Raw genomic sequence first — 14,200 nt, forward strand, 5'->3', positions numbered from 1 at the left:
ACGCTCTTCCTATCGGCCCGCGCCGGGAGGTGCCGAGGTCAGGTAAGGGGACCGGCGACGGGTGGTGTGTGGGTGGGGGCATTCCCGCGCCGAGGGCGCGGGCGGCGCCGGTGCCCGGCGGCACGTTCGGGACGCGGTGGGCGGGCGGGCCCCGCCGGGAGGCGCCGGCGTCAGGTAAGGCGACCGGCAACGGGTGGCGTGTGGGCGGGGCAATCCCGCGCCGAAGGCGCGGGCGGCGCCGACGCCCGGCGGCACGGTTCGCGACGCGGTGGGCGGGGGCCGGCCCCGCCGGGAGGCGCCGAGGTCAGGTAAGAGGACCGGCGACGGGTGGCGTGTGGGTGGGGGCAATCCCGCGCCGAAGGCGCGGGCGGCGCCGGTGGCGCGTAACGCCCCCGGTAGGCGCCCGGGCGCCACGGACCGCCCCCGGAGGGGGGAGGCGCAGGCGCCACGGACCGCCCCGGAGGGCGCGGGCGCTCCCGAAAGGCGCGCGCGCCGCGGACCGCCGCCGGGCGGCCGTGTTACGACTTGCGGTGCCCTATGAGCCGGGGCTTCGGCTCGAGACCGTCGAGGCCGTTCCACGCGAGGTTCACGAGGTGCGCGGCGACCTCGGACTTCTTCGGCCGGCGGGCATCGAGCCACCACTGGCCCGTCAGGGCCACCATGCCGACCAGCGCCTGCGCGTACAGCGGCGCCAGCTTCGCGTCGAAGCCCCGGTTCTTGAACTCCAGCCCGAGGATGTCCTCGACCTGCGTCGCGATGTCCGAGATCAGCGACGCGAAGGACCCGTGCGACTGCGCCACCGGCGAATCACGGACCAGGATCCGGAACCCGTCCGTGTCCTGCTCGATGTAGTCGAGGAGCGCGAAGGCCGCCTGCTCGAGCAGCTCCCGCGGGTGACCGGCGGTCAGCGCGCCGGTCACCATGTCGAGCAGCTGGCGCATCTCGCGGTCGACGACGACCGCGTACAGCCCCTCCTTGCCGCCGAAGTGCTCGTAGACCACCGGCTTGGAGACCCCGGCCTTGGCCGCGATCTCCTCCACCGACGTGCCCTCGAACCCCCGCTCGGCGAAGATCGTCCGGCCGACCTGCACCAGCTGCTCCCGCCGCTCCTTCCCGGTCATCCGGGTACGGCGCGAACGCCGCGGGGGCTTGCCCGAAGCTGTTACGGAAACGGTTGGCGCGCCCTCGGGCGCAGTACGGTCGCCGGCCACGTGCTCCATCATGCCGCGTCGGCGGCCTGCTCCTTGCGCCGGGAGGCCACACGCTCCTCGCTCGGCCACCGCACGTCGTACGCCCAGCCCAGCTGCTCGAACCAGCGGATGAACCGCGCCGAGGAGTCGATCTGCCCCTTCATCACCCCGTGCCGCGCGGACGTCTGGTCCGCGTGGTGCAGGTTGTGCCAGGACTCGCCGCCGGACAGCACGGCCAGCCACCACACGTTGCCGGAGCGGTCACGCGACTTGAACGGCCGCTTGCCCACCGCGTGGCAGATGGAGTTGATCGACCAGGTCACGTGGTGCAGCAGCGCCACCCGGACCAGCGAGGCCCAGAAGAACGCGGACAGCGCGCCCTGCCACGACATGGTGACCAGCCCGCCGACCACCGGCGGGATCGCCAGCGACACGATGGTCCACATCACGAACTGGCGCGAGACGGCCCGGATCACCGGGTCCTTGACCAGATCCGGCGCGTACTTCTGCTGCGAGGTCTGCTCCTCGTCGAACATCCACCCGATGTGCGCCCACCACAGGCCCTTCATCAGCGCGGGCACCGTCTCGCCGTAACGCCACGGCGAGTGGGGGTCGCCCTCGGCGTCGGAGAACTTGTGGTGCTTGCGGTGGTCGGCCACCCAGCGCACCAGCGGGCCCTCGACCGCCATCGAGCCCATGACCGCCAGCGCGATCCGCAGCGGGCGCTTGGCCTTGAAGGAGCCGTGCGTGAAGTAGCGGTGGAACCCGATCGTGATCCCGTGCAGGCCCAGGAAGTACATGAAGACCATCAGGCCCAGATCGAGCCAGCTCACGCCCCAGCCCCAGGCCAGCGGGACGGCGCCGACCAGCGCGACGAACGGGACGACGATGAAGGCCAGCAGCGTCATCTGCTCGAGCGACCGCTTGCTCTCCCCGCCGAGCGTGGCGGACGCGGCCGTGGCTGTGTCGGCTCCAGGAGCCTTGTCGATCACATCGGAGGTAGTGGGCATTGGCATCCCTTGCGCGGCTGGGGGTGTGGGGACGGGGATGGGTCCTTGAGCGGGGAGCGGTTCCCGCGGACCGGGTAGCCAAGGCTACGGGTCCGTAACCTACGGCGGCGTAAGTATGGCACGCGTAAATGACGCCCTACCAGAGCACGACCCGGTCACCTCCACAGTGCCCCCGCGCGCCCCCATCCATTCCGTGTCCACTTGGTGGACAGCCCCAATCGGGACGCAAGGGACCACGCCTATCCTGGTGCGGTCGGACAGCGCGGTCCGGTGTATGTACTGCAAGCCCCCGTCAAGGAGCCGCCTGTGACCAGTGCAGATCCCCGCGAGACCGAAACCCCCGAGACCGCCGAGAGCACGGGGGCGTCGCCGGCGCTGCGCGCCGACATCCGACGCCTCGGTGACCTGCTCGGCGAGACGCTGGTCCGTCAGGAGGGTTCCGAGCTGCTCGACCTGGTCGAGCGGGTCCGCGCCCTGACCCGGACGGACGGGGAGGCCGCCGCGGAGCTGCTGGCCGAGACCGACCTGGAGACGGCCGCGAAGCTGGTCCGGGCCTTCTCCACGTACTTCCATCTGGCGAACGTCACCGAGCAGGTGCACCGCGGCCGCGAGCTGCGCGTCCGCCGCGCCGCGGAGGGCGGCTCGCTCAGCCGTACCGCCGACATGCTGAAGGACGCCGACCCCGCGCACCTGGCCGCCACCGCCGCCCACCTCAACGTGCGGCCGGTGTTCACCGCCCACCCCACGGAGGCGGCCCGCCGCTCCGTGCTGACCAAGCTCCGCGAGATCGCCGAGCTGCTCGACCTCACCGAGTCCACCGAGCGCCGCCGCGCCGACCGCCGCCTCGCCGAGAGCGTCGACCTGATCTGGCAGACCGACGAGCTGCGCGTCGTACGGCCCGAGCCCTCCGACGAGGCCCGCAACGCCATCTACTACCTCGACGAGCTCAGCCAGGGCGCCGTCGGCGACGTCCTGGAGGACCTCGCCGCCGAGCTGGAGCGCGCCGGCGTCGAGCTGCCCGCCGACACCCGGGCGCTGACCTTCGGCACCTGGATCGGCGGCGACCGCGACGGCAACCCCAACGTCACCCCCGACGTGACCTGGGAGGTGCTGGTGCTGCAGCACGAGTACGGCATCACCCAGGCCCTGCGCCACGTCGACGAGCTGCGGTCCGCCCTGTCCAGCTCCATCCGCAACTGCGGCGCCACCGAGGAGCTGCTGGCCTCCCTGCAGCGTGACCTGGAGCTGCTGCCGGAGATCAGCCCCCGCTACAAGCGCCTCAACGCCGAGGAGCCGTACCGGCTGAAGGCCACCTGCATCCGGCAGAAGCTGCTGAACACCCGCACCCGGCTCGCGGAGGGCACCCCGCACGTCCCGGGCCGCGACTATCTGGGCACCGGCCAGCTCATCGAGGACCTGCGCCTCGTGCAGTCCTCGCTGCGCGCCTACCGCGGCGGACTCATCGCCGACGGGCGGCTGGAGCGGATCATCCGCACCATCGGCGCGTTCGGCCTGCAGCTGGCCACCATGGACGTACGCGAGCACGCCGACGCCCACCACCACGCCCTCGGCCAGCTCTTCGACCGGCTCGGCGAGGAGTCCTGGCGCTACGCCGACATGCCCCGCGAGTACCGCCAGGGCCTGCTGGCCAAGGAGCTGCGCTCCCGCCGTCCGCTGGCCTCCACGCCCGCGCCGCTGGACGCCGCCGGCGCCAAGACCCTCGGCGTCTTCGGCACGGTCCGCAAGGCGCTGGAGACGTTCGGGCCCGAGGTCATCGAGTCGTACATCATCTCCATGTGCCAGGGCGCCGACGACGTGTTCGCCGCCGCCGTGCTGGCCCGCGAGGCCGGTCTGATCGACCTGCACGCCGGCTGGGCGAAGATCGGCATCGTCCCGCTGCTGGAGACCACCGACGAGCTGAAGATCGCCGACGAGCTCCTCGACGCGATGCTCTCCGACCCCTCCTACCGGCGGCTCGTCGCCCTGCGCGGCGATCTGCAGGAGGTCATGCTCGGCTACTCGGACTCCTCGAAGTTCGGCGGCATCACCACCTCCCAGTGGGAAATCCACCGCGCCCAGCGCCGGCTGCGCGACGTCGCCCACCGGCACGGCGTACGGCTGCGCCTCTTCCACGGCCGCGGCGGCACCGTCGGCCGCGGCGGCGGCCCCACGCACGACGCGATCCTCGCCCAGCCCTGGGGCACCCTGGAGGGCGAGATCAAGGTGACCGAGCAGGGCGAGGTCATCTCCGACAAGTACCTGGTGCCGTCCCTGGCCCGGGAGAACCTCGAACTCACCGTCGCCGCCACCCTGCAGGCGTCCGCCCTGCACACGGCGCCCCGCCAGTCCGTCGAGGCCCTCGCCCGCTGGGACGCGGCGATGGACGTCGTCTCCGAGGCGGCGCACTCCGCGTACCGGCGCCTGGTGGAGGACCCGGACCTCCCGGCGTACTTCTTCGCCTCGACGCCCGTCGACCAGCTGGCCGACCTGCACCTGGGCTCGCGCCCCTCGCGCCGCCCCGACTCGGGCGCCGGACTGGACGGACTGCGGGCCATCCCGTGGGTGTTCGGCTGGACGCAGTCCCGGCAGATCGTGCCCGGCTGGTACGGCGTGGGCTCGGGGCTGAAGGCCGCCCGCGAGGCGGGTCTGTCGCCGGTGCTCGACGAGTCGTACGAGCAGTGGCACTTCTTCCGCAACTTCCTCTCCAACGTCGAGATGACGCTGGCCAAGACGGATCTGCGGATCGCCCGGCACTACGTCGAGACGCTCGTCCCGGAGAACCTGCGGCACGTGTTCGCCCTCATCGAGGCCGAGTACGCGCTCACCGTCGAGGAGGTCCTGCGCATCACCGGTGAGGAGGACCTGCTGGACGCGCAGCCCGTGCTCAAGCAGACCTTCCGCATCCGCGACGCGTACCTGGACCCGATCTCCTACCTCCAGGTCACCCTGCTGGACCGCCAGCGCTCCGCGGCCGCCCGCGGCGAGTCGGTCGACCCGGTGCTGGGCCGCGCCCTGCTGCTCACGGTCAACGGCGTCGCGGCGGGCATGCGCAACACGGGCTGACACCCTCCCGGACCATACGAAACGGCGCCGTCCCCCGAGTGGGGGACGGCGCCGTTTCCGTTACGCGCTACGCGTTCAGTGCTGGCTCGCGTTGCGGCGGCGCATCACCAGGTACGCGCCGGCGCCGACCAGCGCCAGACCCGCGGCGGAGGTGATGCCGACCGTGGCACCGGTCTCGGCCAGGTCGTCACCGCCACCCTGCGAGCCGGGGGAGTTGGAGGAGGTCGGGTTCGCGGACTCACCCTCGGTGGGGGACTCCGACGGGTTCGACGGGGTGTCGGACGGGTTCGGGGACTCGTCCTCGCACTTGACCCAGAACATCTTGTGCTTGGCCTCGCCGTGCTCGCCGTCGAAGTTCCACACGACGCGGTAGTGGCCGTCCTCGAGCGTCATGTCCTCGGTGCGGCCGTTGCCCTCGGCGTCGAGGGTGATCTCACCATTGGAGACCTCGGTCTTGTCCCCGGTGGGGGGCCAGGACAAGATCTTCCACGCCGCCTTCTGCTCACCGTCGAAGTTGAAGGCGTCGAGGTAGAACTCGCAGACCTTCGGCTCGTCGCGGTTGTCTTCCTGCGGAGTGGTGGAGTTGTGAGTCTTGATGTCGCCGTTGTCGCCGGGGGCGCCAGTGGCGAGTGCGGCCGGAGCAGCGAACAGCAGCGAAGCCGCCGCGGCCGCCGTGACCGCACCTATGGAAGCAAGGGTGCGCATGGGCATTCCAACTTCGTGAGTGGCAGGTGTGTTTGAGGGGGGTGCCACAGCTTGCTTCGGGCAAGAGGTGCCGGTCAAGAACGATGCGCACGGTTCGTCCGTTTATAAGAGCGGCGTCCGTAAAGTACTGTGTCACAGTTCTGTGACAGAGATCCCCGGGACGGGAATCGTCCGTACCAAGCTACGAGTTGTACGTGTTCTGCGCCCGCTCGAGACCATCCGCGACCAGGCATTCCACCGCGTCCGCCGACCGGTCCACGAAGTAGTCCAGCTCCTTGCGCTCGGCGGACGAGAAGTCCTTCAGCACGAAGTCCGCCACCTCCATCCGCCCCGGCGGCCGGCCGATGCCGAACCGCACCCGCAGATAGTCCCGGCCCAGCGACTTGGAGATGGACTTCAGCCCGTTGTGCCCGTTGTCCCCGCCGCCCACCTTCAGCCGCAGCGTGCCGTAGTCGATGTCCAGTTCGTCGTGGATCACCACGATCTGCCCGAGCGGCACCTTGTAGAAGCCGCTCAGCGCCGCCACCGGCCCGCCGGAGAGGTTCATGTACGACATGGGCTTCGCCAGCACCACCCGCCGGCCCGCCGGCCCCGGAGCGCCGATCCGGCCCTCCACCGTCTGCGCCTGCGCCTTCTGCGCCCGCTTGAACTTCCCGCCCATCCGCTCCGCGAGCAGATCGGCCACCATGAAGCCGACGTTGTGCCGGTTCGCGGCATAGCCGGGCCCCGGGTTGCCCAGTCCCACGATCAGCCAGGGCGCTTCGCCAGTCATGTGTCCAGTCTCCTCGGCGGGGGTCTGCATACGAGCCGATCTCCTCGGCGGGGTCGTCATACGAGCCGAGCCGCCCCGGACCGCGCGAGGCGGTGCCGGGACGGCCCGTACAGCAGCTGAGGGTCGGGACTACTCCGCGGCCTCGGCGGTCTCGGCCTCGGCGGCGGGGGCCTCCTCGGCGCCCTCCTCGGCCTCCTCCGCCGGCTCCTCGGCCTGGGCGGCGACGACCTGCAGGACGACGGCGTCGTCCTCGACGGCCAGCGTGGTGCCCTTCGGCAGCTCGATGTCCTTGGCGAGGATGGAGGCGCCGGCCTCCAGGCCCTCGACGGAGACCGTGACGCCCTCGGGGATGTGGGTGGCCTCGGCCTCGACCGGCAGCGCGTTCAGCACGTGCTCGAGCAGGTTGCCGCCCGGGGCCAGCTCACCCTCGGCGTGGACCGGGATCTCGACGGCGACCTTCTCGCCGCGCTTGACGATCAGCAGGTCGACGTGCTCCAGGAAGCCCTTGATCGGGTCGCGCTGGATGGCCTTCGGGATGACCAGCTCGGACTTGCCGTCGACCGTCAGGTTGATCAGGACGTTCGGGGTGCGGACCGCCAGCAGCAGGTCGTGGCCCGGCAGCTTCACGTGACGCGGGTCCTGGCCGTGACCGTAGATGACACCGGGCACCTTGCCGGCGCGGCGGTCGCGGCGGGCGGAGCCCTTGCCGAACTCGGTACGGGACTCAGCGGAGATCTTGACCTCGGCCATGATTACGCTCCTCGTAGTTCTCGATGATCTGTGGGGCGTCACCCGGCCCACGACAGACCTGCTACGAAGAGCGCGTCGATAACGGACCGCCACACCGTGAACCGGTGCGGCCTCCCTCGCCGAGCAACCCCCTGAGTCTACCCGGCCGCGCCCGTACCACAAAAACGATCACCCGCGCCCCAGGGGGCACGGGTGATCGCATGCATCGTAAGAGCGCAGGTCAGTGCGTCTCCTCGAAGAGGCTCGTGACCGAACCGTCCTCGAAGACCTCACGCACCGCACGCGCGATCGTCGGCGCCATCGACAGCACCGTGATCTTGTCCAGGTCCAGCTCACCCGGCGTCGGCAGGGTGTTCGTGAACACGAACTCGCTGACCTTGGAGTTCTTCAGCCGGTCCGCGGCCGGGCCGGAGAGCACACCGTGCGTGGCCGTCACGATGACGTCCTCCGCGCCGTTGGCGAACAGCGCGTCCGCCGCGGCGCAGATCGTGCCACCCGTGTCGATCATGTCGTCCACCAGCACACACACCCGACCGCGGACGTCACCGACCACCTCGTGCACCGTCACCTGGTTCGCCACATCCGGGTCGCGCCGCTTGTGCACGATCGCCAGCGGCGCGCCGAGACGGTCACACCAGCGGTCCGCGACACGCACACGGCCCGCGTCGGGGGAGACGACGGTGAGCTTGTCGCGGTCGACCTTCGCACCCACGTAGTCGGCGAGCACCGGAAGCGCGAACAGGTGGTCCACCGGGCCGTCGAAGAAGCCCTGGATCTGGTCCGTGTGCAGATCGACCGTGAGGATGCGGTCGGCGCCCGCGGTGCGCAGCATGTCGGCGATCAGACGGGCCGAGATCGGCTCACGGCCGCGGTGCTTCTTGTCCTGGCGGGCGTAGCCGTAGAACGGGACGATCACGGTGATGCTGCGGGCGCTCGCCCGCTTCAGCGCATCGATCATGATCAGCTGCTCCATGATCCACTTATTGATCGGAGCGGTGTGGCTCTGCATCAGGAAGCAGTCGGCGCCGCGCGCGGACTCCTGGAAGCGGACGTAGATCTCACCGTTGGCGAAGTCGAACGCCTTGGTCGGGACGAGACCCACACCCAGCTCCTTGGCGACCTCTTCGGCGAGCGTGGGGTGGGCGCGGCCGGAGAAGAGCATCAGTTTCTTCTCGCCCGTCGTCTTGAACCCGGTCACAGCGCGTTCTCCTCAGGTGCGGCAGACCGCCATCCAGTCGGTCGCCGATTGGTGTGTCCTTCATACGGTACGCCCAGCTCGGCGACCGTGTTTCCCGGTCTTGCCCGGTCAGGGACGGTTCAGGCGTCCGGCCCCGGCTCCTCGACGGCCGCCTGGGCCGCCTGCGCCGCCGCGCTCCCCGGACGCTTGCGGGCCACCCAGCCTTCGATATTGCGCTGCTGACCGCGTGCGACGGCCAGCGCGCCGGCCGGCACGTCCTTCGTGATCACGGACCCGGCGGCGGTGTAGGCACCGTCCCCGACCGTGACAGGAGCCACAAACATATTGTCCGAGCCCGTACGGCAGTGACTCCCCACCGTGGTGTGGTGCTTGGCCATGCCGTCGTAGTTGACGAACACCGAAGCGGCCCCGATGTTCGTGTAGTCGCCGATCGTCGCGTCGCCCACATACGACAGATGCGGCACCTTCGTGCCCTCGCCGATCTTCGCGTTCTTCGTCTCGACGTACGTCCCGACCTTCGCCTTCGGGCCCAGCTCCGAACCCGGCCGCAGATAGGCGTACGGACCCACACTCGCGCCCGCGCCGATCACCGCGCCGACCGCCACCGCGTTGATCACCCGGGCGTCCTCGCCGACGGTCGTGTCCGTCAGCGTGCAGCCCGGGCCCACCTCCGCCCCTGCGGCCAGACGGGTGGCACCGTGCAGCTGCGTGCCCGGATGGACCACGCTGTCCGGCTCGAACGTCACCGTCGCGTCGATCCACGTCGAGGACGGATCCACCACCGTGGCGCCCGCGAGCATCGCGCGCTCCAGCAGACGGCCGTTCAGCAGCCGGCGGGCCTCCGCCAGCTGCACACGGTTGTTGATGCCCAGGATCTCCCGGTGGTCCGCCGCCACCGACGCACCCACCCGGTGGCCGGCGGCGCGCAGGATGCCCAGCACGTCCGTCAGGTACTCCTCGCCCTGGCTGTTGTCCGTCCGCACCTGCGTCAGCGCCTCGGCCAGCAGCTTGCCGTCGAACGCGAAGACACCCGAGTTGATCTCGCCGATCGCCCGCTGCGCGTCCGAGGCGTCCTTGTGCTCCACGATCGCCTCCACGGCGCCGTCCGCGCCGCGCACGATCCGGCCGTAACCCGTGGAGTCCGGCACCTCGGCCGTCAGCACGGTGACGGCGTTGCCGTCGGCGGTGTGCGCGCCGGCCAGGGCCCTGAGCGTCTCACCCGTCAGCAGCGGGGTGTCCCCGCACACCACCACGACCGTCCCGTCCAGCTGCCGCCCCAGCTCCTCCAGCGCGATACGCACGGCGTGCCCGGTGCCGTTCTGCTCGGCCTGCACCGCGGTGCGCACGGTGGGCGCCACCTCGGCCAGATGCGCGGTGACCTGCTCACGGCCGTGCCCCACCACGACGACGAGGTGCTCGGGGTCCAGCTCCTGCGCGGCGGTCACGACGTGCCCCACGAGGCTGCGCCCGCAGATGGCGTGCAGCACCTTCGGGGTCCGGGACTTCATGCGGGTACCCTCACCCGCTGCGAGGACGACGACGGCTGCGGGGCGGTTGACGCTCACGGCATGGGCCCTTCGGCGTTGGGGGCGGAACGCCCTGAAGGATACCGAGGGGTCATCGGGGGTTAACGCAGCCGGGGCCCGGCGTGATCACCGGGCCCCGACATTTGGCGCAGCTCCCCTGTCTGGGTTCGAACCAGAAATAAGCGGGTCAAAGCCGCTCGTGTTGCCCGTTACACCACAGGGGATGGCGAAGTCGACTAAACGGACATTTGGTCATCCGTGGCGACGACAGCCTCCACTATGCCGTACCAGGACCCTTCGATGCGACGGTACAAGTCGGCACCCTGTCGGACCCGGACGGCCAGACACCCGTGATACTCGCTGCCGGTGTTCTTGCGGACGGTCTTGGGGTTGTGCTTCTTGAGCGTGGTCTTGTCGAAGGCCGAGGGTCCGGCGCCGACGAGATCCGACCAATACTGCTGAGCTCCAGGGACGTCTGCAGACTCGTGGATCTGGACCCTGAATCGGAGGCGCTCACGGGCGACCCCAAGAAGCCCGAGCCAGGCCAGGAACATCTTGATCATGTCCGGATCGCTGTTGATGAACACCACGGACTCGCCCATCCGATACGGCTTGCTCTTGGTGCCCTCGGCCCAATAGAGCCCCACCCCCACCAGGAATAGTTCGCGGTCGGAGAGTTCGCCGATTCGCTCCGCTGCGGCCCTCTTCACCTGCTGGCGTTCCTCGTCGCGTACCTGTAGTTCGTGATCCCAGCGAGCTCTGCCCGCGAGCTGGGCCTGCTCGGATCTTGACCGCCTGGGCTCGGGCTTGGGCAGGTCGCGCACCCAGAGGGAGATCGACCCCTTCGAGACGCCCAGCTCCAGCTGGATCTCGTCGTACGTCCTGCCTTCTCGGCGCAGCTCCCGTGCCTTCGCGCGGAGGTCGTCCTTGGCGTTGGGGCGTCGTGTCCACGCGGGTGGCGGCTCGCCCTCCACGAGTCGTCGTACGAGGTTGCTGTTGCTGACCTTCAGGCGGTCGCGGATCTGGCGCAGGCTGAGGCCTTCGCGGCGGAGGGCGATTGCCTTCTCGCGGAGTTGCTCGTAGGTCGCCGAGCCCTGGAGGAGACCGCCGAGGCCGTCGCCGTCGCGGCGTTGGGGTTCGTTCATGGCGGTGATCCTTGTCCGGTTTCCGGACATGCGGGTGGGAACAGGGGTCGATCACCTGTTCCGGTGATACTGGCGGGTTTCGATGCCGGTCACTCGGAATGTTTGACAGTCCGAGAGGAGCCGCGCCGCCGTCATGCGCCGGACCAGGCAGGAGTGTCGGTGCCGTGTGGCAAGCTGGGGTCGCACGACGGGGGAGGTACGACACCATGCACGGACGCGATCAGGCGCCCGCGGGTATGGCGCCGGATCCGCGTGCCGAGTGGAGCTCGGCCGCGGACCGCACGGCGCCGCCCATGCCACGGCGAAAACGCGACGGCATCCTGCCGGCCGTCGCCGCGGCGCTCTCCGTCCAGGGGGAGACGCTCACCTGCACCGGCGTGAAGTCGGAGCCGGCCCCGGTGCTGCACCCGCTGGTGCAGGACTTCCTGGACACGCTGACCAGCGCCCACCGCGAGCGGCACACCGGTCGCTGCCCGGAGGCGGTGCTGCTGTCGCGGCATCTCACGGCGTACGAGACGACCCGCGGCAAGCGGGCCGCGAAGAAGCCGCTGTCGGCGGGCGAGGCCCGCCGCGCCCTGAAGCACGCCAAGCTGACCGCCCGCCACATCCGCGAGGACGGCGATCCCGCCCACGGGGCCTTCGCGCCGCCGTGCCGCTCCTGTACGGCGCTGCTGGCCCATTTCGGCGTCCGGGTCGTGAACCCCGCGGCCGGCCAGGACTGAGGGGAGCACCATGCGCAAGTCGGCACAGCAGACGGACACGGCCACCCGGTTCACCCGGCCGACCGAGACGGCGCTGCGGGCCGCGGGCTGGCAGCCCGGCCGGTGGGACGCGGCGCGCGCGGAGGCGTGGGCGGACGAGCTGCGCGCCCATATGTCGTCGGGCGGCCACGTCCATCTCGTGTTCCCCGCGGCGATCGAGGCGTGGGCGGAGTTCGGCGGGCTGCGGATAGCCGGGCAGGGGCCGGGCCGCCATATCGCGCCGACGCCGTTCACCGTCGACCCGCTGTACGGACTGCATCTCGCCCGCACGCTCAGCGACCTCGGGCAGGCCCTGGACACCCGGCTGTGCCCGCTGGGTGAGGAGCAGGGCCACGCCCAGGGCGCGGGCAGCGCCCTGCTGGCCATCGACGAGGAGGGCCGGGTCTACAGCCTCGACCACACGGGCGACTGGTATCTCGGCGCGGACCTGGACCAGGCGCTGGAGACGCTGGTCACGGGCACGATGCCGGCGCGTCTGGCGACGTAGACGGGGGCCGTCGGGTCCCCGGCCGCGCGTACCGGATCCCCGGCCGTGCGGGCCCGGTCGCCAGATCCCCGGCCGCGCACCCGGTCAGCGGGTCACGCGGCCGGGCCCGGCAGGATCGCCGAGACGCGGAAGCCTCCCTCGTCCGTGTGACCCCACACGCACGCCCCGCCCAGGGCCGTGACGCGCTCCTTCATGCCCACCAGGCCGTTGCCGCCGCTGGGCAGGTGCGCGTCCGCGGCGACCGAGTCGGCGGGGCCGTTCACGATCTGCACCGCCACCTCCGACACCCGGTGCGCGAGCCGGACCCGGACCTTCGCCCCGGGCGCGTGCTTGTGGACGTTCGTCAGGGCCTCCTGGACCACCCGGTAGACCGTCTGCTCCACGTCGGGCCCGTATGAGGCCTGCTCGCCGTCGACCGTCAGCTCCACGGCCATCCCGGCCTCCTGGGACTCCCCCACCAGCGCGTCCAGCTCGTCCAGGCACGGCCCGTGCCCGTCCGCCGCCGGCTCCGGCGCGGCCCCCAGTGCGGAGGCGCCCGCGGGCGGTACCGGCGCCTGGGCCCGTACCGTCCCCTCGGCGGTGCGCAGTACGCCGAGCATCTCCCGTAGCTCCGTCAGCGCCTGCCGGCCCATGTCGCCGACCAGCGCCGCGTTCCGTACGGCCTTGTGCGGGTCCTTGACGGCGACCGCCTCCAGCGCCGCCGCGTGCACCACCATCAGGCTCACCCGGTGCGCGACCACGTCGTGCATCTCGCGGGCGATGCGGTTGCGCTCCTCGCTGCGGGCCCACTCCGCGCGCTCCTCGGCGCGGTCGGCCAGCAGGGACAGCTCCCGCTCCAGACCGTCGGCCCGCTCCCGCAGGCTCTCCACGAGCCGGCGCCGGGCTCCGGCGTACAGGCCGAGAAGCAGCGGCGGGGCCGTCATGCCCAGCGACATGAGCCCCGCGATCATCGCCACCACCCACAGCGGCTGGTCCCTGCCCTCCTCGCGCAGGGCGTCGCTCATCCGGATCAGCGTGACGACGAACACCGCCAGCAGCGACATCGACGCCAGCAGCCCGGTGATGCGCCGCGGCACCTCGGTGGCGGCGAGGGTGTAGAGGCCGACGACGAGCATCAGGTAGCCCATGTCGGCGGGCAGGATCGCGATGGCCACCAGGACCACGGCGATCGGCCACCGCCGCCGTAGCAGCAGCAGCCCGCCGGCCACGAAGCCCAGCAGCACGGCCGCCACCACCGGGATCCCGGTCTCTCTTGCCCGGTCCGCGCCCAGTACGGCGCACTCGATCGCCGACAGCAGCGCCAGCGTCAGGTCGAACACGAACGACCGTGGTCGCTCCCACCACCAGAGCCGGGTGGGACTTATGCCCCTCCCGGCGGAATCTGCCCCCGTCGCAGTCATACGACCAGCGTACGTGTGCTCCCCGGAGGAAACCTCGGGGTTTCCCGCCGCGGTGGGAAACCCTCCGGATCTCCGCACGCGTGCGGGCCCGGCCGCCCCGCCTTCTCCGCCAAGCGGCTGTACGAGACGGGCCTGCGGAAGGGGCCGTCCACCGGCAAGGGCCACTTCGCCTGGATCGCCGCCGAGGAGCTGA

General features: G+C 71.0%; 12 protein-coding genes. 3 read left to right on the forward strand and 9 right to left on the reverse strand.

What is annotated here, in order from left to right; all coding sequences use genetic code 11:
• Nucleotides 1-518: 518 nt before the first annotated feature.
• Nucleotides 519-1,121, reverse strand: a complete 603-nt coding sequence (locus AB0M28_RS37135) for a TetR/AcrR family transcriptional regulator (protein ID WP_365414672.1) — start codon at nucleotides 1,119-1,121, stop codon at nucleotides 519-521.
• 98 nt (nucleotides 1,122-1,219) lie between these two features.
• Nucleotides 1,220-2,200 carry a fatty acid desaturase gene (locus AB0M28_RS37140; protein ID WP_365414674.1) on the reverse strand — a complete coding sequence of 327 codons (981 nt, stop codon included), beginning with the start codon at nucleotides 2,198-2,200 and terminating at the stop codon, nucleotides 1,220-1,222.
• A 306-nt stretch (nucleotides 2,201-2,506) separates the two neighbouring features.
• On the opposite strand from AB0M28_RS37140, the gene ppc reads away from it, so the two are divergent.
• Nucleotides 2,507-5,263, forward strand: a complete 2,757-nt coding sequence (ppc, locus tag AB0M28_RS37145) for a phosphoenolpyruvate carboxylase (protein WP_365414676.1) — start codon at nucleotides 2,507-2,509, stop codon at nucleotides 5,261-5,263.
• Nucleotides 5,264-5,338: 75 nt separating this feature from the next.
• On the opposite strand, the gene AB0M28_RS37150 is transcribed toward ppc, so the two are convergent.
• The 6 genes from AB0M28_RS37150 to AB0M28_RS37175 form a co-directional block, all read right to left on the reverse strand.
• Entirely contained in the window at nucleotides 5,339-5,968 is a 630-nt protein-coding gene (locus AB0M28_RS37150; protein ID WP_365414677.1) for an LPXTG cell wall anchor domain-containing protein, read from the reverse strand.
• A gap of 181 nt (nucleotides 5,969-6,149) precedes the next feature.
• Complete coding sequence (pth, locus tag AB0M28_RS37155) at nucleotides 6,150-6,740, reverse strand: aminoacyl-tRNA hydrolase (protein ID WP_365414679.1); 591 nt, start codon at nucleotides 6,738-6,740, stop codon at nucleotides 6,150-6,152.
• Nucleotides 6,741-6,869: 129 nt separating this feature from the next.
• Nucleotides 6,870-7,490, reverse strand: coding sequence for a 50S ribosomal protein L25/general stress protein Ctc (locus AB0M28_RS37160; RefSeq protein WP_365414681.1), 621 nt, complete (start codon nucleotides 7,488-7,490; stop codon nucleotides 6,870-6,872).
• Nucleotides 7,491-7,710: 220 nt separating this feature from the next.
• Nucleotides 7,711-8,688: a ribose-phosphate diphosphokinase gene (locus AB0M28_RS37165; protein WP_365414683.1), complete on the reverse strand. Its 978-nt coding sequence runs from the start codon at nucleotides 8,686-8,688 to the stop codon at nucleotides 7,711-7,713.
• 119 nt (nucleotides 8,689-8,807) lie between these two features.
• The gene (glmU, locus tag AB0M28_RS37170) at nucleotides 8,808-10,253 is read right to left on the reverse strand and encodes a bifunctional UDP-N-acetylglucosamine diphosphorylase/glucosamine-1-phosphate N-acetyltransferase GlmU (RefSeq protein ID WP_365414685.1); all 1,446 of its coding nucleotides are present in this window, start codon (nucleotides 10,251-10,253) and stop codon (nucleotides 8,808-8,810) included.
• A 197-nt stretch (nucleotides 10,254-10,450) separates the two neighbouring features.
• A complete protein-coding gene (locus AB0M28_RS37175) occupies nucleotides 10,451-11,359 on the reverse strand; it encodes a hypothetical protein (protein WP_365414687.1) in 909 nt (302 codons plus the stop codon).
• A 206-nt stretch (nucleotides 11,360-11,565) separates the two neighbouring features.
• Between AB0M28_RS37175 and AB0M28_RS37180 the strand changes: the two genes are divergently transcribed.
• Complete coding sequence (locus AB0M28_RS37180) at nucleotides 11,566-12,081, forward strand: YwqJ-related putative deaminase (protein ID WP_365414688.1); 516 nt, start codon at nucleotides 11,566-11,568, stop codon at nucleotides 12,079-12,081.
• 10 nt (nucleotides 12,082-12,091) lie between these two features.
• Nucleotides 12,092-12,607 (forward strand): SUKH-3 domain-containing protein, encoded by a 516-nt coding sequence (locus AB0M28_RS37185; protein WP_365414690.1) that lies wholly within the window; start codon nucleotides 12,092-12,094, stop codon nucleotides 12,605-12,607.
• A 92-nt stretch (nucleotides 12,608-12,699) separates the two neighbouring features.
• Here the strand turns inward: AB0M28_RS37185 and AB0M28_RS37190 are convergent, their stop codons facing one another.
• Nucleotides 12,700-14,007 (reverse strand): histidine kinase, encoded by a 1,308-nt coding sequence (locus tag AB0M28_RS37190; protein WP_365414691.1) that lies wholly within the window; start codon nucleotides 14,005-14,007, stop codon nucleotides 12,700-12,702.
• Between the last annotated feature and the right edge of the window lie 193 nt (nucleotides 14,008-14,200).

The sequence above is a fragment of the Streptomyces sp. NPDC051940 genome (assembly GCF_040680895.1).
In the GTDB taxonomy this organism is placed as follows: domain Bacteria; phylum Actinomycetota; class Actinomycetes; order Streptomycetales; family Streptomycetaceae; genus Streptomyces.

Excerpts from the sequence above, each read along its gene's own strand:
- AB0M28_RS37135 (WP_365414672.1), bottom strand. The coding sequence starts at position 1,121 with ATGACCGGGAAGGAGCGGCGGGAGCAGCTGGTGCAGGTCGGCCGGACG.
- AB0M28_RS37140 (WP_365414674.1), bottom strand. The coding sequence starts at position 2,200 with ATGCCCACTACCTCCGATGTGATCGACAAGGCTCCTGGAGCCGACACA.
- AB0M28_RS37150 (WP_365414677.1), bottom strand. The coding sequence starts at position 5,968 with ATGCGCACCCTTGCTTCCATAGGTGCGGTCACGGCGGCCGCGGCGGCT.
- pth (WP_365414679.1), bottom strand. The coding sequence starts at position 6,740 with ATGACTGGCGAAGCGCCCTGGCTGATCGTGGGACTGGGCAACCCGGGG.
- AB0M28_RS37160 (WP_365414681.1), bottom strand. The coding sequence starts at position 7,490 with ATGGCCGAGGTCAAGATCTCCGCTGAGTCCCGTACCGAGTTCGGCAAG.
- AB0M28_RS37175 (WP_365414687.1), bottom strand. The coding sequence starts at position 11,359 with ATGAACGAACCCCAACGCCGCGACGGCGACGGCCTCGGCGGTCTCCTC.
- AB0M28_RS37180 (WP_365414688.1), top strand. The coding sequence starts at position 11,566 with ATGCACGGACGCGATCAGGCGCCCGCGGGTATGGCGCCGGATCCGCGT.
- AB0M28_RS37185 (WP_365414690.1), top strand. The coding sequence starts at position 12,092 with ATGCGCAAGTCGGCACAGCAGACGGACACGGCCACCCGGTTCACCCGG.
- AB0M28_RS37190 (WP_365414691.1), bottom strand. The coding sequence starts at position 14,007 with ATGACTGCGACGGGGGCAGATTCCGCCGGGAGGGGCATAAGTCCCACC.